Consider the following 20,441-nt stretch of genomic DNA (forward strand, 5'->3'; position numbering starts at 1 on the left):
CGATAGAGCTACGATGAGCCGAAAATCCTCTCTTCTCAACTCAACCAATTTTGTCTCACAGGCGCTGATGTCGGACAGGCCAAGCAACGTCTGTTCGGCGATGTCCGCGCCGGCCGGGTGCGGTTCCTGATCGGCTCTTCCGAAACGATGGGCACCGGCGTCAACGCCCAGCTTCGCCTGAAGGCGCTCCACCATCTCGACGTCCCATGGTTGCCGTCACAGATCGAGCAGCGCGAAGGCCGGATCGTCCGCCAGGGCAATCAGCACGATGTCGTCGATATCTTCGCCTATGCCACGCAAGGATCGCTCGATGCCTCGATGTGGCAGAACAACGAGCGCAAGGCTCGTTTCATCGCTGCAGCTTTGTCCGGCGACACCTCGATCCGCCGGCTCGAGGACCTCGGCGAAGGCCAGGCCAACCAGTTCGCCATGGCCAAGGCGATCGCTTCGGGCGACGAACGCCTGATGAAGAAGGCGGGGCTCGAAGCCGATATCGCCCGGCTCGAACGCCTTCGTGCCGCGCATGACGATGACCTCCATGCGGTACGCCGGCAGATCCGCGACGCGGAGCGTGACATCGAGCACGCGAATCGGCGCATCGCTCAGATCGGACAGGATATCGATCGTCTGGTCCCGACCCATGGTGAAAGTTTCACGATGACGGCGGTTGGCCAGCTCTATACGGAGCGTAAGGACGCGGGCCGCGCAGTCATGAAGGAAATTCTGACGCTCGTTCAGCTGCAGCACGTTGGCGAGGTTCATCTCGCGACGATCGGTGGGTTTGATCTCGTCTTCGATGGGGAGCGGATTGGTAAGGACGGCTTCCATTACCAGGCCCTCCTACAACGCACCGGCGCCGACTACGAGATCGATCTGGCCGTTACCGTCACGCCGCTTGGAGCAATATCCCGTCTCGAACATGCGTTTGACGGTTTCGACGACGAACAGCGGCGACATCGTCAGCAGCTCGACAGCGCCGAGCGCCGTCTTGCCTCCTATCGGTCCCGCGATGGCGGCGTCTTTGCCTTTGCCGAAGAGCTTGCAGAGAAGCGCCGGCAGTTGCGCGAGAACGATGCATTGCTGGCAGCGGATATGATCGCGGAAGCAAGCCAAGCGTCGGTCGCATAGCTGCACTGCACAAAATTTAGGTGCATTGCGATGAGAATTTCATCATAACGCACACAGCTGATGCACATGGCGGTCACCTCCCAGTTCCGCCGCACCAGCTGTTCCCCTCTGGAGGTTTTATTGACCTTCACACTTCATGGGCCGCGGTTATTCGCTGGCCCATTTTTTTTGCTCAAAGCTCATCTTCCGGCGCGTGCCCATCCGCGGCATTTAGCACCGGACCTGGATCGACAGCGTCCTCCGGTGCGGCTTCTGCTGCTGCCAAGGGCCTGCGCCGTTTGTTCGGGTTGGGTGATGTGGAGCGGAGGCCGTCGATATGCTCGTGCAGATCGGGTGCGATATTGTTCCACATCGGGTCCAACAGGAAGTCGATGCCTTCACGTCTTGCATGTTTTGCGGCGGGCACGAAATCGCTATCTCCCGCGACGAGCACGATCTGATTGACGAGACGCTTTTCTGCGAGAACGGCTATATCGAGACCAATCTTCATATCGACGATCTTCTGGCGTGCATAATAATAAAAATCGTCATCGGTCAGGTCTGCCCAAAGCCTAGTACCCTTGATCAGGTCCTGCATCACAGCGGGCCTGAGGGTCCATGCCCCGTTCTTCTCATCCAACCGACCCAATCTGAGCGCAGTCTTTCTGTTCTGGCGAAGCTCGGCGTGAAGAGCTTTTCTGAAAAACGCTTCAGGCTGGGTCGCGAGATTGAACGCCTTTTTGGACAAGGGTGTATGAAGACGCTTTTCGAGAGGCGGGCAATCATAAAAATAAATGCGATATAGGTCTGCAACCTTGCTGCTGCCCTGCCCTTTGCCACCACGTGAATAGAGGTGTGCAAGACACATGCGGTTTAACGTCTCGGCCACGGCGCTCGGGTCGTGGCGATCGATGTCAGGATAAACGCTGGCAAACCTGCGCACGAAGAAGCCGCCATCGACAAGAATTGCGGTGGTTTTCATCAGTCCCCCAGAAACGGAAAACCCCCTGGGGCGGGTTGACCGTTTATGAAAAGGGGTCAACAGCAACCAGGGGGGCGATTGAGTGAATAATTATGAAATCACCGGGGAGATGTCAAGGTGGCAGCGTGAGGTGCCGCCTGTTCACGACTGCAATTGAAATAAGAGAACAGGAAAGAAAAGGGAAGTGAATTCCTCGCAGGTCGGTCAGCCCGTCGCCGCTGACGCTCAACCGCAACCTCCGCAGCCCGGCCCCTCGCCTGTCGCAGAGCTGACAGCTCCGCTTGGGCTTTACGGCAGGGCCGCTCGGTTGCAGTTGCGCCGGCCGGCCCGTCCCGCGCTCTGGGATGTGTCTTCGAAGGAATGAAGACATGAAGGAGCAGCAAGCCTGCCGCTCCGTACCCGACAAGGAGCAAACCGATGCAGATCCTCAAGATCGATCCCCGTGCGCTGAACGCGAACCCGGACGACGCCCGCCAATCGAAGTCTTCAGCCCAAGCCGATGCGTTGCTGCTGGCGACGGTCAAGGCTGTCGGCATTATCCAGCCACCCGTCGTGTCGCCGCAGGTGGATGGCGGTAATGGTTATCTGATCCAGGCCGGCCATCGGCGCGTGCAGGCCGCGATCGCCGCCGGTCTCGAAGAGATCGAGGTCGTCGTTAGTGAAGCTGCCAACGACAACGGCGCCATGCGCTCCATGGTCGAAAACATCGCCCGTGAGCCGCTGAACCCCGTCGATCAGTGGCGCGGTATCGAGCGGTTGGTCGCCCTTGGCTGGACTGAAGAGGCGATCGCCGTGGCGCTCTCCCTTCCCGTCCGCCAGATCCGCAAACTGCGCCTGCTCGCCAACGTCCTGCCCGCAATGCTGGACCAGATGGCCCGCGGTGACATGCCAAACGAGCAGCAGCTGCGCGCGATTGCCTCAGCCTCGCTCGAAGACCAGAAAGAGGTCTGGAAGGCCAACAGGCCGAAGAAGGGCGACACCGCTTCCTGGTGGCAGATTGCAAACGGCCTCTCGAAAACAAAGATGTTCGCACGCGACGCGAGCTTCGGTGACGATCTTCGCGAAGCCTATGGCATCGAATGGGCGGATGACCTGTTCGGCCCCGCGGACCAGGACAATCGCTTCACCACGAATGTCGAAGCGTTCCTTGGCGCCCAGCAGGAATGGATGACCAACAATCTGCCGAAGAAGGGTGCGATCCTGGATGTGAGCAATTACGGTCAGCCGGAACTGCCGAAAAAGGCTGAACGCGTCTATGGCAAGCCGAGCAAGGGCGACCAGACCGGCCTTTATCTCGATCGCGATGGCAAGGTGCAGACGGTGCATTACCGGATGCCTGAAGCCAAGCCCGCCAAGGGGCAGACCGCGGGTGGCGTGGGCGAAGAGCACGCCGGTGACGCCACTGTGGGCAAGGCTCGCCCCGATGTGACCCAGAAGGGTCATGACATGATCGGTGATTTCCGCACCGACGCCTTGCATGACGCGCTGGCCCGCGCACCGATCGAAGACGACACGCTGATGGCGCTGCTCGTGCTCGCCTTTGCCAGCCAGAATGTCCGGGTCGATTCCGGTGCTGGTGGCGCCCTCTACGGCAGTTCTCGCTTCGGGCGCCATGCCGCGCGTCTCATCACCGATGAGGGCCGCCTGTCGTTTGATATGGACACGGTTCGCGTCACGGCCCGCGCCGCTCTGATCGATGTCCTGTCATGCCGGCGCGGTATGTCGAACAGCGGCGTGGTCTCACGCATTGCCGGCGATGCTATCGGCGCCGACAGCTACCTGCCGGATATGGGAGGCGAAGACTTTCTCGCGTGCCTGTCACGCCAGGCGCTCGAAGGCGCGGCGAAAGATGCCGGGATCGAGCCGAAAGCGCGTGTCCGCGAAACGCGTGCGGCACTCGTCGAGCATTTTTCCGGCGATACCACGCTCGTGCATGCGAGCGCCCTCTTCGCGCCAGACCCGCAGGACGTGACGGCGCTGCTTCGCCACGCCAAGGCATTGGAGGCGGCCGACGAGAGCGCCCTCGCCGATCAGGAGCACGAGGATGATGTCTCGGATGACGAGGCGATCGATCCCGATGCTGATGAGGAGGCTGAAGGCGCCGACGATGCGTCAACGGACGATCTCGACGACCATGAGACCGCCTACGGCATCGCTGCCGAATAGGCTCAAGCCGACACATCTCAGAACCATCGCGCCGCCGGCATCACCGGCGGCGCCTCTGTTTCCAGCCAAAGATGGAGCATCCGATGCCCACGCTCATCTCACAGCAGACCGATCCGATCGCCGACGCGCTCGGTATAGAATTCGCCCTCAGCGCCGAGGGTTTTCCGGTGGCACGCACCCGCGAGCTCGTACTTGCCATGATCCCCACGACCTCGGGCAGTTTTCTGGCGAGTGCTTGGGCGATCAAGCGGCCGCTATCGTTACTCAAATGCCAGGACTTCTATCGTCATGACGGTCACCTCGCCGACGAGGCAGCCTTCGTCGCACGCGTTATCGAAACCGCCGAACATCAGCGCGACTTGCACGATCTCGGCCGCGCCCCGGCCCGAATTTCCTGCAGCACGCCCTGGGGCATGTCGCAGTCGGCGACGATCTATGGCCCGGGCATTGTGTGCCATGCCACTGCCGGCCATGGCGGCTTTCATCTTTCTTCCGACCGAAACTTTGCTGTGCTGGCCGCGCTCCGCAACGAAACTGGATGGTACGAAGAAGATATGGAATGGGCTGTTGTCGCCCATGCATTTCCGGAACTGTTCACGGGTTATGAGCGTCGAGCGGCGGACGAAACCATCCGGCATACCTGGCCGCAGTTCTGGGAGACGGTCCATGGCCGGTCGCTTGCCGCTGGAGAGTCTTGCGCCAAAGATCGCCAAGAGTTTGAACGGATCCACGCTGACGACTGGATCGTGACATCTGCGATCTTCTCCACCCACCACGCCGGGATGACGGAAGTGGTTGCGCGTCGTGGCACCGAGCGGAAGATCAGCGAGGTCGAGCGCCGCTATCTGATCGACAGCGCTGAATATGCCAGCCGCAGACCGTTCGGCTTCGTCATCGATGAGGGGCGCCACCAGCTTTACGAGGGGCCGTCCTCCTTCGTCGGCTGGTCGAGGTCAGCAGCATGAGCGCGGCAGGCCCTCCCATCGATGATCGGGCTGTTCTTCACGCCATCGTACGCATCCAGCGCCAGATTGCACATCGCGCCAAGCGACTGACTGTGTCCGCGAGCGTGCTGGCACGTTGGCGCAGGCGCCAAGGGCGGCAGCGTACCCGCTCCAATCGGGGTTTGCTGCTCGACCACGCGACCCGGCTTGCCTTCGAGCGGCGAGCTGAACTCGAGGCAATGATGGATGGGGACACCCATGCGGCAGGCGGTGCTTCCATCGTCACGACCTCGTGCTGAGGCGCTGGTGCGGGTGGGCGGAGGTTGGAGCCTGTCTTTTGGAAGCCAATATGCGCGAAGACGACTGCCTGAAGATAGTTCCGGTCGGGCTGTGGCGGTGGTCGCAAGGCGTCGGTTGTGGGACCCATATCGGACCCTGCCGGTCCTCTCTCGGGTTTGTCACGGTCTTAAGCCTGCTGCCGTTCGTTTCAAGGCCGCTGTCGCGCCGCATGGCGGCCTCCCGACCCTCCCTTCGCAAACCGTCCTCGCGTCCCGCGCAGGGCCGATGCCCCGCTTGTCCGCAAGGCCAGTCCGCTCGCTCAGGGCCATCGGACCTGTGAAGCCACCCGTCGGTCGCAGGCTTTGTTCGACCGCACCCGAGGGAGGGCCGGCAGGGAGCCGCCTCTAACCTTCAGGCAACCGACAAGGAGACCACCATGGCAAAGCCCGCAACCAATCGATCCTCGGCCAATTCCTCGGCACGCGTCGTCCAGCTCCGAAAAGGCGCCACCGTCGAAATGGTCCGCCTCACCTGCCCCGACAGCGCCCAGGCCCTCAAGATCGCAGAAAGCTTTGGAACCGCTGTCATCGACAGCGACGGGATCCGCGATCTCCACGAGCGTCTGATCACCGAGACGGCGGACGCTCTTAGCGAAGGCCTTGGTGAACGCGCCATGCAAATTCACTTGCAGCGCATTGTCGGCGCCTATGTCGGCTCCGCCCATGGCGCCGGCCAGTTCTACAGCAACGCGGTCACGCAAGCCCGCGATGCGACAGCAAAGGCCGCGAACGAGGCTCGTGATGAGGATCTCGACGGTCCCGTCGGTTACGACAGCGCGGCCTACCGCAAGCGGGAGTTTGCCGCCGACATGGGCATCCAGGCCCACGCATTGCGCATGGCGGCCGAAGGTGCCGTCGCAGCCTACAAGCAGATCGTCGGCGAAGCCTGGAAGCCCTTCGATCGTCCGGTCGAAAATCCCGGCCAGTCCGTCGACCGCAAGGCCGCCGCAGCCCAGATGTCGGCCTTCGACTGACACCCTCGCGGCGGAGTTGGCTCCGCCGCATCTCGTTTGAGGCCGTCCTTTGGGGGCGGCCTTTTGTCATATCGGCTGTCGCTGAGGATAAGGCAGAGAAATGCGTCCGGGCCGGCCGACGCGGCCCGTCTCTGGCGTCGGTCCTGCAGGAGCAGCCACCATCCCGCAACGGCTTTGCCGTCCTCCACTTCGTTGCGGCCGTTCCGGTGCGGGCCGCCGGCTTCGGGCTCCTGCTTATGGCCTCCGCGACGGACCGCGATCGGCGCGGCTCGGATTGAGTGGAGATAAAAATGACATCGAAGTCAGAGAACCAGCGGGCTGACATCTATTCCCGCATCACCGACAAAATCATCGAGGAGCTTGCGAGCGGCGTGCGCCCCTGGATGAAACCCTGGAGCGCTGCAAACACGGACGGGCGGATCTCTCGCCCGCTCCGCCACAACGGACAACCCTATTCCGGCATGAATGTGATCCTCCTCTGGTCCGAGCAAATGGCGCGCGGCTTCACCTCGTCGATGTGGATGACGTTTAAACAGGCGGTCGAGCTTGGCGCAGCCGTGCGAAAAGGTGAGACCGGTTCAACAGTGGTCTTTGCCAGCCGCTTCACCAAGTCACAATCTGATGGAAACGGCGGCGAGGTCGACCGGGAAATCCCGTTCCTTAAAGCCTATTCGGTGTTCAACGTCGAGCAGATCGATGGCCTTCCCGACCACTATCACCGACCGGCGGCGGTGCGCGATCCGGTCGCGCCCATCGAGCAGGCGGACCGCTTCTTCCGCAATACAGGCGCCGCGATCCGTCATGGCGGCAACCAAGCGTACTATTCACCGGTCATGGATTATATCCAGATGCCGCCTTTCGAGAGTTTTCGGGATGCAGCTGGATACGTAGCGACCCTCAGCCATGAAGCAACCCACTGGACAGCGGCTGAACACCGGGTCGGCCGCGATCTCTCCCGCTATGCCAGGGACCGCACGGAGAGGGCGCGGGAAGAGCTCGTGGCAGAGCTCGGCAGTTGCTTCCTTTGCGCCGATCTCGGTATCGCGCCGGAGCTCGAGCCCCGGCCCGATCATGCATCCTATCTTCAGTCGTGGCTCAAAGTGCTGGCCGAAGACAAGCGCGCGATCTTCCAGGCAGCCGCACATGCGCAGCGCGCGGTGGCGTTCCTGCACGGGTTACAGCCGGACGTGGCGGATCTTCGGGACGCGGCTTGATATCTGGGAGAAGTTTAAACCCGGTCGCCGCTCTCAGCGGTGGCCGGCTCTGTTACCGAGATTGCTGAGGCAGCATTATCTGCAGCAATCGTCAAATCCAGCGACCCCCAGATCGACGGCTTCTGGTTACCGGGTTTCAGCTTCCGGGACGGCTTGATCTCGACGACGAATGGCTTGGTCTGCTTTGGCATTGTTCCTCCAGGCGACGAATCGCAGCGCAACTCTATCGCGATAGACGGGTGTCGCAAGCGGACCATGGCCGAATGCCATACGAAGGGTGTGGTAATCCTCGTCGTGTCCAGGCAGTTTGCGGAACGCCGGCATTGCCAACCAGGTGGGGCTGGGCATGTGCGGGCCGCCACAGTCATATTCCCTTGCCTTGATACCAGTGGCTCCAGGTGCGGGCTCGATGGGGCAGGTCTGACCGGTGATCGGCTGCGCCTCGCTCGTTATCCCGCAACGGCGCTGCGAAACTTTCATCCCCTGCCGGCTGCGCCGCCATTCCTCGCGGTGCAAGAAAGTATCTTCGCGCCGCCCTTCACTTCGTTTCGGCCCTCCGGGTGCGGTCCGATCGTCCCCGGCCTTTGCGACTGCCATCGAGACCGCACTGGAGCGGCCCGATTGAGCAAAAGGGAATATCGACATGGCTACCATCGGCACTTTCACCTCCACCGAAAACGGCTTCACCGGCTCCATCCGCACACTCGCCCTCAACGTCAAGGCCCGCATCGCCCGCGTCGAGAACCCCTCGGACAAGGGCCCGCAGTTCCGCATCTTCGCCGGCAGCGTAGAACTGGGCGCGGCCTGGCAGAAGCGCTCCGAACAGGACCGCGACTACCTCTCGGTCAAGCTCGACGATCCGAGCTTCCCCTCCCCGATCTACGCGACCCTCACCGAGGTCGAAGGTGAAGACGGCTACCAGCTGATCTGGTCCCGCCCAAACCGTGACTGAGACGGACAAGGCCCCGCCGGGAACGGCGGGGCTGTCGTCTTCTCTCGACACCCCAGTCGGAGGCAGGCATAGAGCTCGTCTCCGGCTTTTTGAATGACACGACGGGCCAAGGGCAAGGTGGCTCGGATGCCGTGGTGGTTTCACAGATGGCGCCAATTAACCAGCCCCGCAAATTGCGTATGCCTTCTTTTTGGGCGAAGAAATGCCCATATAGTGATCATCAAAATCTCAAAGGTGACTAAGATGAAAATCGCTGAACGGCTGAAGAAAGCCATCGCAGATCGCCGCGCTATTCGCGAACTGTCCGTCCTTGACGATCGCCCGTTGAACGACATCGGCCTGGTGCGTGGGAATATTCGCAGCACAGTCCGCGGACTGTAAGTACGTCGATACTGACGATCAAAAATGGGCCGCGCAAATGCGGCCCTTTTTTTGTACTTGCCGTTTGCCCGTGCGATTTAGGCGACCGGGCTGCCGCATGCCTCGATATCTTCGATCCAGGCCATGGTGACGGTCGTCGCGGCGAAGACGATAGCCAGCCCAGCCGGTCGACCCCACAATTTGGTTGAAACGATCTCGACCCCATCCGGCGCGTCGCCGTTTTATCTTCTCTCAGTCCTAAGCCGGAGACAGGCATCGAGCCCGTCTCCGGCTTTTTGGTGCCACACGAGAGGGTGGGATAGCTGCTCAGATCTAGGAATTGTGCCGCTCGGCGATACCGGCTTCAAGGACTTCGGCCCCTCCAAATTTCTCTCCACGCCGTTCCACTCTGTTTCGACAAATTCGGTTCCTCCGTGCGCCGGCGCTGCCGGTCGCTGACGCGATCCTGGACCCCGCCATCCCCTCCCGGCTGCTGTCGTCGTCTTTCACACTCACGGAGATCAGACGATGACCTACGCCCTGGAAATCCAAATCGAAGAACTGCGCGCCGAGCTTGGCAACGCATGGGACGCTGGCGAGCGCCGCCAGATCAAGGTCGAATTGGAATGCGCTCAGGCCGAACTGGCCGTCATCATGGCCGAGCAGGACGGGCGCCTTGAGGCGGAGCCGCCGTTCTGATCGACACACCCTGCAAAACATGTCTCTTTTTTTTACACCTGCCAACCTGTTCATCCGCTTGGCTCAATCACCGACGTTGCATTTTTCCTTGCCGACAGAGGCTATCGACACCGGGGATGTTGCGGGTCGGTCGTCGGGCAGCAACCCGTCGTCGCCAAAGTTTTCCCCGCCGCTTCGCGCCTCCTCGCGCAGCAAAACTCAGGTGCCGCCAGGTCCTCCGCTTCGCTGCGGCCTAACCGGTGCAGCCCTCCTCGTCCCAGCCCGCGGCCTATCCCCGCGATATCCGCAATCGACAAGGAGAAATCACATGCAACGTCTCGCCCAATATCTCGCAGCCACCGGCCGCCAGCTTCGCAACCTCGCCAAGGTGATCTGTCACTTCTTCCGCAAGGGCAAGCTCGGCCTAAAACTTGCGATCAAGATCCCGTTCTTCATCGAAATCGAGATTGCCTTCGAACACGACGGTACACGCCGACGCTGATGGCATCACTGACCGGCCCGCCGCAGTGGGCCGGTCAGCACCACGGTTGCTGCCGGCCCACCCAAGTCCGGGCCAAGCCTTCCGACACCAGGAGATCGCCGAGGCTCTTTCCATTCCGTATGAGAACACGGAGTTTACGACCGTATCGGTCTTTGTCACGGCCGGGCCAGGCGTGAAGCTCGAATGGCGCCAGATTGACCAACTCGATCAGCCGCGCCGTGGCGCGCCGTCCGAGTGCCAGTTCAGACGCACATTTGGGATCGGTGACCTCAGGCGCATCGATATCGGCAACACGGATTTTTTCGCCTCTGATCCAGAGCGTGTCTCCATCGACTGTCAATCGGCTCGGAATGTTGACCCCTTATCGGCGTCCAATCTTCACCCCCCTGTAGGCGATCAGCGCTTGGCCTGCCCGGCGCTGGCCGGGGTTGCAGAGGGTAGGCCAAGTGCGGGTTATGAGTATCTTCGGCTTTAGCTTTGAGAGCGGTTCTTGAAGCGCCAGGACTCGTTTCCGGTTTCCACGATCTCGCAGTGATGGGTCAGGCGGTCGAGGAGAGCTGTCGTCATCTTGGCGTCACCGAACACCGACGGCCATTCGCCGAAGGCAAGGTTGGTTGTGACGATGACCGAGGTGCGCTCGTAGAGCCTGCTGATAAGGTGGAAGAGGAGCTGACCTCCGGCCTGCGCGAACGGTAGATAGCCGAGTTCGTCGAGGATGATGAAGTCGAGGCGCGTGAGGTAGTCCGCCGTCCGCCCTTGCTTGCCGTTGCGCGTTTCTGTTTCCAACCGATTGACCAGATCGACGACATTGAAGAAGCGGCCACGTGTGCTGTTGCGGATGAGAGCACGGGCAATCGCGATGGCCAGATGGCTCTTGCCGGTTCCCGTGCCGCCGACGAGGACGACGTTGCGCTGGTCGGCCACAAAGGTGCCGGTAGCCAGTTCTCGGACCAGGGGTTCATTCACGGGCGTGTCGGCAAAGTCGAAGTCGTCGATGTCCTTGGCGAGTGGCAGTTTGGCTATGCTGAGCTGATAGCGAATGGACCGGGCCTGTTTCTCGGCGATCTCCGACTGCAGGAGATCACCGACGATGCGCGGTGGCTCGTGCTGCCGTTTGATGCCGTTTCCCATGACGTCGTCATAAGCGCTGCGCATTCCGTAGAGCTTCAGCGTGCTCATCAGTTCGAGAACCTGCGTGCGTTCCATCAACTTGCCCTCCTGAGCCTGTCGTAACGGGCGCAGTCGGCGACCGGCTCATGGGCAAGCCGAAGCGCATCCGGGATTTGCAGGGTTGCAGCGGGAGCCGGATCGCGGCTTCGCGCCAGAATGTTGATGATCACCGAGGCCGAGCAGACGCCGTGATCGAGCGCTTCCTGGCAGGCAGCCTCAACGGCTGCGAGATCATCGGCGGGAACGCATCCGAGTATGGTGACCATCTGTCGATCACCGTCATCAACGCTCTTCAACCTCTTGCGGACCTTCTCCATCGCGGCTGGCAAAACCCATTCCCGGAAGGGAGCACCGTTGCGCAAGGCACCGGGTTTGCGAGCGAGGACAGGGACATAGTGCCAGGGATCATAGACGGTCTCGCCACGGCCGAAGCTGCGCTGATGTTCCGCGACCGTCACACCATCCTGCTTGATGACGATCCGGTCCGCATAGGCATGGACCTCGACGGGGCGGCCGACGGCAGTCGATAGAACCGAGTATTTGTTGTTGTCGAAGCGAACAGTGCATGTCTTCGACACCGAGGCCGGAACGCTGTGGAAACCATCGAATGGGCCAACGTAATGCACAAGGCACCCACGTTCGGCTTCGAACATCTGCCAGATCGTCTGCGCCGTCTGTTCGGGATGGCTATGGGCCTTGGCATAGGCAACGCATTTGTCGAGCAGCCAGACATTCAGTTCCTCCAGGCTTTTGACCCTGAGGCGCGGCGTGAAGAACCGCTCGCGCACAAGGCTGACCTGGTTCTCGACCTGTCCTTTCTCCCACCCGGATGCTGGCGTGCAGGCTACGGGGTGGACGAGATAATGGCTGCACATCTGCAGGAAACGGCGATTGTAGAGCCGCTCCTTGCCGATAAAGACGGCCTCGACCGCCGTCTTCATGTTGTCGTAGATGCCGCGCGTGCAGGTGCCACGGAAGAAGTCGAAGGCCTTGTCGTGCGCGTCGAACACCATCTCCTGGCTCTCGCGCATGTACGCCCGTGCGAACATCATCCGGCTGTGGCAGAGCCGGACATGGGCGACCTTCACCGTGGTTGTCACGCCCTGGATCAGGACGATCTCATGGCTCCAGTCGAACTGATAAGCCTCGCCGGGTGCATAGTAGAGCGGCACGTAGGCTTCGGCCGTCACGGCCCCTCGATCCTTCGACCATCCCTTCGCATAGCGCCGGATCGCATCGTAGCTGCCATCGTAGCCCAGCGCCCGAAGCTCTTCGTAAATCCGGATCAGCGTCAGTCGTTCACGAGATGGCTTGCCTTCGTTCGCGGCCAGGAAGCGCTCTATCTCAGCCTTCCAGGCCCCGGTCTTCGGAAGCGGCTGCCGTTCGCGCTCGTAGGAAAAGTCCGTCTGATCAGATCGCAGTATCTTGCGAACTGTGTTGCGGGAAACATGCAACTCCCGGACGATCCTCTTCACCGACCAGCCCTGAACATGGAAGGCTCGACGAACACGCGCAATCGTATCCACTCGCTTCAACTCCCCCTCCATCCGCCAGCAAAAGACGGATGGTCAGACGAAACAGGTGGGGGGTCAAAATTGGACGCCGGTCACCCCGCCAGAGGGGTCAATATTCCACGCCGAAACACAACGTAATATTCGCGCTTTGGCAATGCGGTCGCGACAATCTCGATCTGCCGCTCCTTAAAGCCGATGCGCTCGTAGAACTCGCGGGTGCCCGGCTCGCGCGCCGCCCCGTTCGGCAGGCAAATCTTGGTCGGGCAGCTTTCTTTCAGCACGTCGATAATGCCGGAGCGCTCGGCGTCCGAGATCGACTGGGTGGCAAGCACGACCGCGCAATTCGCCTTTCGCAGCACCTTCAGCCATTCGCGGATCTTGTCGCGGAACAGCGGATGGCCGAGCATTAGCCAGGCTTCGTCGAGGATGATCAGGCTTGGAGCGCCGGTAAGCCTCTTCTCCACCCGGCGAAACAGGTAGGTGAGGACGGGCACGAGATTGCGCTCGCCCATGTTCATCAGTTCTTCGACCTCGAAGCACTGGAAGGCGCCGAGCGTCAGGCCGTCCTCTTCCGCATCGAGAAGCTGACCCATCGGCCCGTCAACCGTGTAGTGGTGAAGCGCGTCCTTGATTTCGCGCATCTGCACACCACTGACAAAATCAGACAACGAGCGGCCGCGCGATTGTGCCATCAGCGCGATCTGCTTCGAGATCGCATTGCGATGATCCGGTGTTACCGTGACGCCCTGCAGACCGACCAGCGTTTCCAGCCATCCCGACGCCCAGGCGCGATCGCCGTCGGTGGACAGTTCCGACAGCGGGCAGAAAGAGAGTGCCGGCGATCCCACCACCCCTTCTCTGCTTGCGTCGCCGCCGATCTCGTAATGATCGCCGCCAACGGCCAGCGTTAGCGGCAGCATCGATCGGCCCTTGTCGAAGGCAAAGAGCTGGGCCTCTTGGTAGCGCCGGAACTGTGCAGCGATCAGCGCCAGCAGCGTCGACTTGCCCGAACCCGTCGGCCCAAAAATCAGGGTGTGACCGACGTCGTCGACATGCAGGTTCAGCCGGAACGGTGTCGAACCGCTGGCGACCTGCATCAGCGGCGGCGAGCCGGCCGGATAAAAGGGGCATCGCGCCACCGGGCTCCCGGACCAGACCGAGTTCAACGGCACAAGGTCGGCGAGATTGCGGGTGTTGATCAGCGGCTCGCGAATATTGGCATAGGAAACGCCTGGCAGGCTGCCGAGAAACGCATCCGTCGCATTCAGCGTCTCGATCCGGGCGCCAAACCCTTCGGCCTGGATCAGCCGGCGGATCGCTTCGCACTTTTCCTGTAGGCGCAGTTGGTCGTCATCGAAGAGCACGATGACCGGTGTGTAGTAGCCGTAAGAGACAAGCTGCGAGGCGGCTTCCGCGATAGCATCCTCTGATTCCGCCACCATCAGCATGGCATCCTGATCAAGCGAGCGGCTCTGGGTCTGGAACAACTGATCGAAGAAGGGCCGGACCTTCTGCTGCCACTTCTTGCGGGTGCGCTCGAGCCGCACGCGGGCTTCCTGTTCATCGAGAAACACGAAGCGGCTTGACCAGCGATAGGTGAGTGGCATGAGATCGAGGGAATTGAGAATACCCGGCCAGCTTTCGGCGGGCAGGCCGTCGATCGCCACCACACCGAGGAAGCGGTTCTCGATGGTCGGTGTCAGGCCATGCTGCAACTCGGCCGTGACCAGCCAGTCAAGGTACATGGGAATTTCGGGCAAGCGTACAGGATGGTTTTCACCTGTGACGCAAAAGCGGATGAACTGGAAAAGCTCGTCATAGCGCGCAACCCGAAAGCCGCCGCGCTCCTCGGTCTCCTCCGTCACCATGCGCCGGATCGTCACGACGTTGGCGAGATATTGTTCGACCTCACGGATCGACGTCCGAAAACTATCGAGCGCGCTTTCGGCATAGGTCGCGGATCGACTGCCCGCATCGGCATAGACATAGCGGGTCAGCCCTGAGCGCCGCGGCTCGGGCGGCCTCCAGGTCAGGATCAGCGCATGGCGGCTCTCGAAATGCCCACGCTCCCGTTCAAAATGCGCCCGGCGCTCCGCATCGATCGCGCGCGTAACAGGATCGGGGAAATGGCAGTCAGCCTCAGTCGCATAGTCGGTCGTCGGCACGCGGGCGGCCTCGATCTGTATCATCCAGCCGGAGCCAAGACGCGACAGGATGGCGTTGATCTGCCGGGTGACCTCGTTGCGCTCGGCGTCGGTCGAGCTCTCACTGTCCGGTCCGGCGAAATACCAGCCGGCCATGAGGCTCCCGTCCTTCAGGAGCATGATACCGTTGTCGACTAGGCCGGCATAGGGGACGAGGTCGGCAAAGGAAGGACCGGATTGCCGGAAGCGATTGAGGGCTACCATTCACAGAACCTCAATATCGCCGCCAGGGCGTCGAAGTCGCCCGGTACGAGGATTTGTAGGAAACATGCCGCAGATAAACGCGGCGCATCAGCGGATCGGATTTGGCCATCATGCGAAGGGCGGCGATGGCAACGAGCCAGAGCGCCAGACCGAAGATCGCCGCATACCAGGTGAGCACGACGAAGATCAGAATGATGGCGGCAAGGCCGCTTAGCAGAACCAGCTCCCGATCGGCACCCATCAGCAGATTGGGGCGCGAGAGGGCACGGTGGATCCGCGAGCGCGAAAGATTGGAGCCGGTCTCAGCCACGAGCCCCCTCCCCTGCCCGCGGAGAGATCGCAGACTGTGCGATGGCCCGGGTCTGGGTCACCGGTTCGACACTGCCGATCGTGGCACCCGTTGCGCCAAACAGGCCGACGATCTGTGTCGCACCCAGCAGAACGCCGCCGACAAGCGCAATGTAGCAAAGCCGTCGCGCGAAATCGTTGAGTTCACCACCAAAGATCAGCATGCCGCCGGCGATGGCCACCGCTGCCAGTGCAATGAACCCGGCCACCGGTCCCGTGATCGACTGCTGGATCTGCTGTAGCGGCGACTCCCAGGGCAGCCCACCGCCGCCCGACGAGGCGATGGCCGGCGATGCAAGAACGATCACTCCAATCAAGGCGACGGCGCCGGTCAGTGCATGATGATGCTTAGGCTGCATGGCTATCCTCATCGATCTGGGCATAGTGTTCGGTCTGATAGGCCCCGCCTTTGAAGCCTTCGACATTGATGACGTCGCGCACGCGCCGGCCGCGACCGGTTCGCTCGATCGACACGACGAGATCGACCGCCTCGCCGATCACCTCGTGCATCGGCTGCTGACTTGCTTCAGAGGTAAGTTGTTCAAGGCGCCGCAGCGCAGACATGGCGGTGTTCGAATGCACCGTTGTCACGCCACCCGGGTGACCAGTGTTCCAGGCCTTCAGGAGAGTGAGGGCCGCGCCATCGCGGACCTCCCCGACGATGATACGGTCGGGCCGCAGGCGCATCGTGCTATTGAGAAGCCTTGCCATGTCGACGCTATCGCTGGTGTGAAGCGATACCGAGTTATCGGCGGCGCACTGGATCTCGGCCGTGTCCTCGAGGATTACCATGCGATCGTCCGGCGCCGTCGCGACGATCTCGGCGATGACGGCATTGGCGAGCGTCGTCTTCCCCGAGCCCGTGCCACCGGAGATCACGATGTTCAAGCGGTTGGCGATGGCGCTTTTCAGCACAGAGGCCTGCGCTTCAGTCATCACCTTGGCCTTGACGTAGTCGTCGAGCGGGATGAGGCGCGAGGCGCGGCGACGAATGGTGAAGGTCGGTGCGGAGACGACCGGCGGAAGCAGGCCCTCGAAACGGTGGCCACCGATCGGCAACTCGCCCGATATGATCGGCTGCTCGTGATCCGCTTCCGACTGCAAGGCATGCGCGACACTGCCGATGATGACTTCAGCTGCCGCCGAGGCCATCTCGCCGGCGGATGCGACGCCGTGGCCGAGGCGCTCGATGAACAGGCGGCCATCCGGGTTCAACATGATTTCGACGACGCTGGCATCGTCGAGCGCGACGCAGAGCCGGTCGCCGAGCGCATCTTGGAGTTTGCGCACGAGGCGGGAATGGGAGAGCAACTGGGTCACGCCGCACTCCTGCCGGAGGCCTCACCATTGCCAATGGTGATCGAACTGTAATCTGCCGGGCGGACGCGATCGAAGCTTGCCTGGTCGGCTGGTAGGCTGCCGGCGACGGCCATCGTGTTGCCGATCACGGCGGGCTCGCCAAGACGATTCATCGGCCAGCCGGCGCGTTTGAGGATACGCTCGAAGCGAAGATCCGTCGCCGTTACGATCTCGCTGTAGCCGTTCGCCATCGACCACTCGATGATACCGGCGAACATGGTAAGCGTCGCGAGGTGGAGCTGCCCACCTCCCCTCCTCGCGTCCAGTGTGGTGTCGACGCAGAAGCGAGAGCTTTCGATCATGGCGGGATGTGCGGCGAGTGCGCTATTAGCGAGCAACTGCGGAAAGATGTCTGTAAGCATGGTCGGTCCCGTGGCAGGCAGAAGACGGGCGCAGCCAACGACGCAGTGATTGTCGTCGACGGCTAGGACGTAGGATGGACCGAGCCCATCATAGAGGTCCCGCTCCTCCCTGTGTTCGACTGTAACGTCCCAGCCCATGCGTGATCCGAAGACCTTGGCACGAAGCCGATGCATCTGCGCCAGCAGTGCAGGATGCTGCCCATACTGATCCGGTGAAACGACTGTGATGTGCATGCTTCCACTCCGAGAATCGAACCCGGGCACACAAAAATCACCACGAATCGCGTGTGGCTATATGCAGATCTGCACCTACGCGTTGGCGTCGAATCGGGGTTAAGTGCCTAACGAGCAGAAATGAAGGTGTGGACGACGTCTGCAAATCTGCATTTTGTGATTGGGTCTAATCCGCTTGAAGAGCAACGTAACCCACGGGCACATATAGATGATTCCAATTTCGGCAGGAATTTCTGGATGTTGCGTTAACTTGTTGTTAACCAATAATCTCTTGCGCCAGAATGGTTCATTGGTATCGTCACGGAAAATACGTGCTTTGGCCCGAAAATCCGTGATGAAAGAAATTAACGTGCGAACAGCAGTTCAGTCTCATAGAAATCACCTGCCGAGTGTCGATGAGACAATCGGCACTCAGGCAGATTTGCTGAGCTCCCAGCTTCAGGCGATGAGCGAAGCACTCTTTCCACCTACTTCTCAGAAGGTCCTACGTCGTTTCACGTCTGGTGAAGCCGCGAAGCTAATTGGTGTGTCTGATTCGACCCTGCGGAAGATGACGTTGGCTGGTGAGGGCCCTCAACCGCAGACAACGAGCAACGGCCGACGCCTTTATACGCTCGCTGACATCAATGCCATCCGCAAAGTCCTCGCCCAATCGACGCGTGGACGTGAATCGATTGATTTTGTACCGTATCGTAGATCCGGTGAGCATCTTCAGGTGCTAGCTGTTACGAACTTCAAAGGCGGCTCGGGGAAAACCACCACGTCAGCGCATCTTGCGCAATATCTCGCCTTGCAAGGTTATAGGGTTCTCGCAGTCGATCTCGATCCGCAAGCGAGTCTTTCTGCCCTACTCGGTGTACTTCCAGAAGTCGACGTAGGCGCAAATCAGACGCTGTATGCTGCGATCCGCTATGACAGCGAAAGACGGTCACTTAAAGACGTCATTCGTCCGACCTACTTTGACGGCCTCGATCTGGTTCCTGGGAATCTCGAGCTGATGGAGTTCGAACATACAACGCCCAAAGCGCTCACTTCTGGGGCGAATGGAGATACTCTTTTCTTTGCACGGGTTGCCGCGGCGCTTGATGAAGTTGAACAGGATTACGACGTCGTAGTAATTGACTGCCCGCCTCAGTTGGGTTTCCTGACACTGAGTGGGTTGTGCGCTTCGACCAGCATGATTGTCACCGTGCACCCCCAAATGCTCGACATCTCCTCGATGAGCCAATTCCTACTCATGACACGTGACCTACTCGGGGTCGTTCGTGAAGCCGGAGGAGACTTAAAGTTTGACTTCATACGCTACCTCCTCACTCGTTTCGAACCGCAAGACGCGCCTCAGACGAAAGTTGCCGCCCTCCTCCGCAATCTCTTCGACGACCACGTTCTAACGAACCCGATGGTGAAATCTGCTGCGGTTTCTGATGCGGGTCTGACAAAGCAGACGCTTTACGAGATTGGTCGCGAAAATCTAACTCGCACTACATACGACCGGGCCATGGAATCTCTGGATGCGGTCAATGGCGAAGTTGAGAGCTTGATCAAGCAAGCTTGGGGTCGCCAATGATTTCCCTCGTGGCTTCGAAGAATTCCCAACGGCGGCCCGGTCGGTTGTTGGGAGCTCCCAACAACTCGGATCAGGTGGTAATCGCGCTTGCTAGTCGCGCCCGTGTTGGGAGCTCCCAACTGTGGATCCCGATGTGCATTTCATGCCGGATCGGAGGTGTGTGATGAGCAGAAAGGATGCAATAAATAGCCTCTACCTAAAACGCCCCGACACTACCAATCCTGCTCAAAAGTCTGCGGATCGGGTGAGAACCGGCGCCATATCTGCTATGGGAGCTTCACTCCATGAAATGTCGGAGAACGCCAAACAGGCGGCTCACTTGCAGAAGCAGCTTGCCGAAGGTGAGGCTGTCATTTCGATCGATCCTAAAAAGGTCGATCACTCTCGGATCGCGGATCGTATCAACATCGATGTAGATGCCGCGTTCGACGAACTTGTTGCAAGCATGAGTGAACACGGGCAGCAGGTACCGATTCTTGTCCGACCAAGCCTTGAGAACCCAGGGCGCTATCAAGTCGCTTACGGGAGGAGACGACTGCGGGCAGCCGAAATGCTTGGGCTTCCCGTAAAGGCGATCGTGCGAAGCCTTACCGACAGCGAACTTGTTGTCGCTCAGGGCCGTGAGAACTTGGACCGCAAAGACTTGTCTTTTATTGAAAAGGCATTCTTTGCAAGGAATTTGGAAGATGACGGGTGTGACCGCAGCACGATTATTGCCGCGCTCGTCACCGACAAAGCAGACCTAAGCCGGTACATCGCCGTCGCGCGTCGCATCCCAGAGAAGCTTGTCCAGCGGATCGGTCCGGCCCCAAAGGCAGGAAGAGCGCGTTGGTTATTACTTGCTGAGAGGCTTTTAGTCGATGGGGCCATTTCCATAGCCGAGAGCGTCCTCGCAGACCATTCGCTTCAAAAGCAAGATAGCGATGCACGCTTCAATGCTGTTCTCCGCTCGCTTGACGATAAGCCAAAGAAAGCTGCGCGCCCAACTGCCGTTTGGAAAGCTCCCAACGGTAAACGCGCGGCGCGCATCGAAAAGCGCGATGGAAACACGGCGCTTGTTTTCGAAGACAAGATTGTGCCGGAGTTCGCTCAGTTCGTGAGTGATAAGCTCGACGAGCTCTTTGAACAATTCCAAGAAAAGGACAGCGGAGGAGAATAGCGATGGTTTGACGCCGAAGGCGACAATCAAGTCACCCGAGGAAAGAAGCAAAAGAAAAAGGCCACCGAAGCGAAATCCGGAAGCCCTTCTCATTAGTGTCGCA

At 60.5% G+C, this 20,441-nt stretch carries 19 protein-coding genes and 2 pseudogenes; 11 read left to right on the plus strand and 10 right to left on the minus strand.

Translation table 11 applies throughout. The features are described from left to right. Window positions 1-75: 75 nt before the first annotated feature. Window positions 76-1,128 (plus strand): annotated as a pseudogene (locus ACEVQ6_RS22335) (lactate dehydrogenase); the annotation flags it as partial. 172 nt (window positions 1,129-1,300) lie between these two features. Here ACEVQ6_RS22335 and ACEVQ6_RS22340 read toward each other — a convergent pair. After that, window positions 1,301-2,089 carry an NYN domain-containing protein gene (locus tag ACEVQ6_RS22340; RefSeq protein WP_374891257.1) on the minus strand — a complete coding sequence of 263 codons (789 nt, stop codon included), beginning with the start codon at window positions 2,087-2,089 and terminating at the stop codon, window positions 1,301-1,303. A gap of 417 nt (window positions 2,090-2,506) precedes the next feature. Between ACEVQ6_RS22340 and ACEVQ6_RS22345 the strand changes: the two genes are divergently transcribed. From ACEVQ6_RS22345 to ACEVQ6_RS22360, 4 genes are all read left to right on the plus strand, one after another. Further along, on the plus strand, window positions 2,507-4,255 hold the full coding sequence (locus ACEVQ6_RS22345) for a ParB/RepB/Spo0J family partition protein (RefSeq protein ID WP_374891258.1): 1,749 nt from the start codon (window positions 2,507-2,509) through the stop codon (window positions 4,253-4,255). 83 nt (window positions 4,256-4,338) lie between these two features. Next, on the plus strand, window positions 4,339-5,220 hold the full coding sequence (locus tag ACEVQ6_RS22350; RefSeq protein ID WP_374891259.1) for a DUF7007 domain-containing protein: 882 nt from the start codon (window positions 4,339-4,341) through the stop codon (window positions 5,218-5,220). A 694-nt stretch (window positions 5,221-5,914) separates the two neighbouring features. After that, entirely contained in the window at window positions 5,915-6,511 is a 597-nt protein-coding gene (locus tag ACEVQ6_RS22355; protein ID WP_374891260.1) for a hypothetical protein, read from the plus strand. Between the two features lie 290 nt (window positions 6,512-6,801). After that, window positions 6,802-7,725: an ArdC family protein gene (locus ACEVQ6_RS22360; protein ID WP_374891261.1), complete on the plus strand. Its 924-nt coding sequence runs from the start codon at window positions 6,802-6,804 to the stop codon at window positions 7,723-7,725. Window positions 7,726-7,739: 14 nt separating this feature from the next. On the opposite strand, the gene ACEVQ6_RS22365 is transcribed toward ACEVQ6_RS22360, so the two are convergent. Beyond that, window positions 7,740-7,916, minus strand: a complete 177-nt coding sequence (locus ACEVQ6_RS22365) for a hypothetical protein (protein WP_374891262.1) — start codon at window positions 7,914-7,916, stop codon at window positions 7,740-7,742. Between the two features lie 452 nt (window positions 7,917-8,368). Here ACEVQ6_RS22365 and ACEVQ6_RS22370 point away from each other — a divergent pair, with 452 nt between their 5' ends. The 4 genes from ACEVQ6_RS22370 (at window position 8,369) to ACEVQ6_RS22385 (ending at window position 10,217) form a co-directional block, all read left to right on the plus strand. Continuing rightward, window positions 8,369-8,677 carry a DUF736 domain-containing protein gene (locus tag ACEVQ6_RS22370; protein WP_374891263.1) on the plus strand — a complete coding sequence of 103 codons (309 nt, stop codon included), beginning with the start codon at window positions 8,369-8,371 and terminating at the stop codon, window positions 8,675-8,677. A 243-nt stretch (window positions 8,678-8,920) separates the two neighbouring features. Beyond that, entirely contained in the window at window positions 8,921-9,058 is a 138-nt protein-coding gene (locus ACEVQ6_RS22375) for a DUF1127 domain-containing protein (RefSeq protein ID WP_374891264.1), read from the plus strand. A gap of 507 nt (window positions 9,059-9,565) precedes the next feature. Further along, window positions 9,566-9,736, plus strand: a complete 171-nt coding sequence (locus ACEVQ6_RS22380; RefSeq protein WP_374891265.1) for a hypothetical protein — start codon at window positions 9,566-9,568, stop codon at window positions 9,734-9,736. Between the two features lie 307 nt (window positions 9,737-10,043). Next, on the plus strand, window positions 10,044-10,217 hold the full coding sequence (locus tag ACEVQ6_RS22385) for a hypothetical protein (RefSeq protein WP_374891266.1): 174 nt from the start codon (window positions 10,044-10,046) through the stop codon (window positions 10,215-10,217). 34 nt (window positions 10,218-10,251) lie between these two features. Here the strand turns inward: ACEVQ6_RS22385 and ACEVQ6_RS22390 are convergent, their stop codons facing one another. The 8 genes and pseudogenes from ACEVQ6_RS22390 to traI form a co-directional block, all read right to left on the minus strand. Beyond that, window positions 10,252-10,557 carry a thermonuclease family protein gene (locus tag ACEVQ6_RS22390; RefSeq protein WP_374891267.1) on the minus strand — a complete coding sequence of 102 codons (306 nt, stop codon included), beginning with the start codon at window positions 10,555-10,557 and terminating at the stop codon, window positions 10,252-10,254. Window positions 10,558-10,688: 131 nt separating this feature from the next. Further along, a complete protein-coding gene (gene istB / locus ACEVQ6_RS22395; RefSeq protein WP_374891268.1) occupies window positions 10,689-11,423 on the minus strand; it encodes an IS21-like element helper ATPase IstB in 735 nt (244 codons plus the stop codon). Continuing rightward, a pseudogene (gene istA / locus ACEVQ6_RS22400) lies at window positions 11,356-12,922 on the minus strand (IS21 family transposase). The gene istB and the pseudogene istA overlap by 68 nt, the downstream one beginning before the upstream one ends. Before the next feature lie 71 nt (window positions 12,923-12,993). Beyond that, window positions 12,994-15,309 carry a conjugal transfer protein TrbE gene (locus tag ACEVQ6_RS22405; protein WP_374891269.1) on the minus strand — a complete coding sequence of 772 codons (2,316 nt, stop codon included), beginning with the start codon at window positions 15,307-15,309 and terminating at the stop codon, window positions 12,994-12,996. A 10-nt stretch (window positions 15,310-15,319) separates the two neighbouring features. Beyond that, complete coding sequence (locus tag ACEVQ6_RS22410) at window positions 15,320-15,619, minus strand: conjugal transfer protein TrbD (protein ID WP_374891270.1); 300 nt, start codon at window positions 15,617-15,619, stop codon at window positions 15,320-15,322. Further along, complete coding sequence (locus ACEVQ6_RS22415; RefSeq protein ID WP_374891271.1) at window positions 15,612-16,016, minus strand: TrbC/VirB2 family protein; 405 nt, start codon at window positions 16,014-16,016, stop codon at window positions 15,612-15,614. The genes ACEVQ6_RS22410 and ACEVQ6_RS22415 overlap by 8 nt, the downstream gene beginning before the upstream one ends. Beyond that, the gene (gene trbB / locus ACEVQ6_RS22420; protein WP_374891272.1) at window positions 16,006-16,977 is read right to left on the minus strand and encodes a P-type conjugative transfer ATPase TrbB; all 972 of its coding nucleotides are present in this window, start codon (window positions 16,975-16,977) and stop codon (window positions 16,006-16,008) included. Before trbB ends, ACEVQ6_RS22415 begins: the two co-directional genes overlap by 11 nt. Next, window positions 16,974-17,612 (minus strand): acyl-homoserine-lactone synthase, encoded by a 639-nt coding sequence (gene traI, locus ACEVQ6_RS22425; RefSeq protein ID WP_374891273.1) that lies wholly within the window; start codon window positions 17,610-17,612, stop codon window positions 16,974-16,976. Before traI ends, trbB begins: the two co-directional genes overlap by 4 nt. Window positions 17,613-17,946: 334 nt before the next feature. Here traI and repA point away from each other — a divergent pair, with 334 nt between their 5' ends. Together repA and repB are read left to right on the plus strand one after the other, a co-directional pair. Then, complete coding sequence (gene repA / locus ACEVQ6_RS22430; RefSeq protein ID WP_374891274.1) at window positions 17,947-19,179, plus strand: plasmid partitioning protein RepA; 1,233 nt, start codon at window positions 17,947-17,949, stop codon at window positions 19,177-19,179. A 163-nt stretch (window positions 19,180-19,342) separates the two neighbouring features. Then, complete coding sequence (repB, locus tag ACEVQ6_RS22435; RefSeq protein ID WP_374891275.1) at window positions 19,343-20,338, plus strand: plasmid partitioning protein RepB; 996 nt, start codon at window positions 19,343-19,345, stop codon at window positions 20,336-20,338. Window positions 20,339-20,441: the final 103 nt, after the last annotated feature.

This window comes from Ensifer soli, assembly GCF_041928815.1.
In the GTDB taxonomy this organism is placed as follows: Bacteria; Pseudomonadota; Alphaproteobacteria; order Rhizobiales; family Rhizobiaceae; genus JBHFEI01.

Coding starts and splice junctions, on each gene's coding strand:
- ACEVQ6_RS22385 (WP_374891266.1), top strand. CDS start 10,044: ATGCAACGTCTCGCCCAATATCTCGCAGCCACCGGCCGCCAGCTTCGC.
- repB (WP_374891275.1), top strand. CDS start 19,343: ATGAGCAGAAAGGATGCAATAAATAGCCTCTACCTAAAACGCCCCGAC.
- traI (WP_374891273.1), bottom strand. CDS start 17,612: ATGCACATCACAGTCGTTTCACCGGATCAGTATGGGCAGCATCCTGCA.
- ACEVQ6_RS22340 (WP_374891257.1), bottom strand. CDS start 2,089: ATGAAAACCACCGCAATTCTTGTCGATGGCGGCTTCTTCGTGCGCAGG.
- ACEVQ6_RS22380 (WP_374891265.1), top strand. CDS start 9,566: ATGACCTACGCCCTGGAAATCCAAATCGAAGAACTGCGCGCCGAGCTT.
- repA (WP_374891274.1), top strand. CDS start 17,947: ATGAAAGAAATTAACGTGCGAACAGCAGTTCAGTCTCATAGAAATCAC.
- ACEVQ6_RS22375 (WP_374891264.1), top strand. CDS start 8,921: ATGAAAATCGCTGAACGGCTGAAGAAAGCCATCGCAGATCGCCGCGCT.
- ACEVQ6_RS22370 (WP_374891263.1), top strand. CDS start 8,369: ATGGCTACCATCGGCACTTTCACCTCCACCGAAAACGGCTTCACCGGC.
- ACEVQ6_RS22365 (WP_374891262.1), bottom strand. CDS start 7,916: ATGCCAAAGCAGACCAAGCCATTCGTCGTCGAGATCAAGCCGTCCCGG.
- ACEVQ6_RS22345 (WP_374891258.1), top strand. CDS start 2,507: ATGCAGATCCTCAAGATCGATCCCCGTGCGCTGAACGCGAACCCGGAC.
- ACEVQ6_RS22405 (WP_374891269.1), bottom strand. CDS start 15,309: ATGGTAGCCCTCAATCGCTTCCGGCAATCCGGTCCTTCCTTTGCCGAC.
- ACEVQ6_RS22350 (WP_374891259.1), top strand. CDS start 4,339: ATGCCCACGCTCATCTCACAGCAGACCGATCCGATCGCCGACGCGCTC.
- ACEVQ6_RS22360 (WP_374891261.1), top strand. CDS start 6,802: ATGACATCGAAGTCAGAGAACCAGCGGGCTGACATCTATTCCCGCATC.
- istB (WP_374891268.1), bottom strand. CDS start 11,423: ATGGAACGCACGCAGGTTCTCGAACTGATGAGCACGCTGAAGCTCTAC.
- ACEVQ6_RS22355 (WP_374891260.1), top strand. CDS start 5,915: ATGGCAAAGCCCGCAACCAATCGATCCTCGGCCAATTCCTCGGCACGC.
- ACEVQ6_RS22415 (WP_374891271.1), bottom strand. CDS start 16,016: ATGCAGCCTAAGCATCATCATGCACTGACCGGCGCCGTCGCCTTGATT.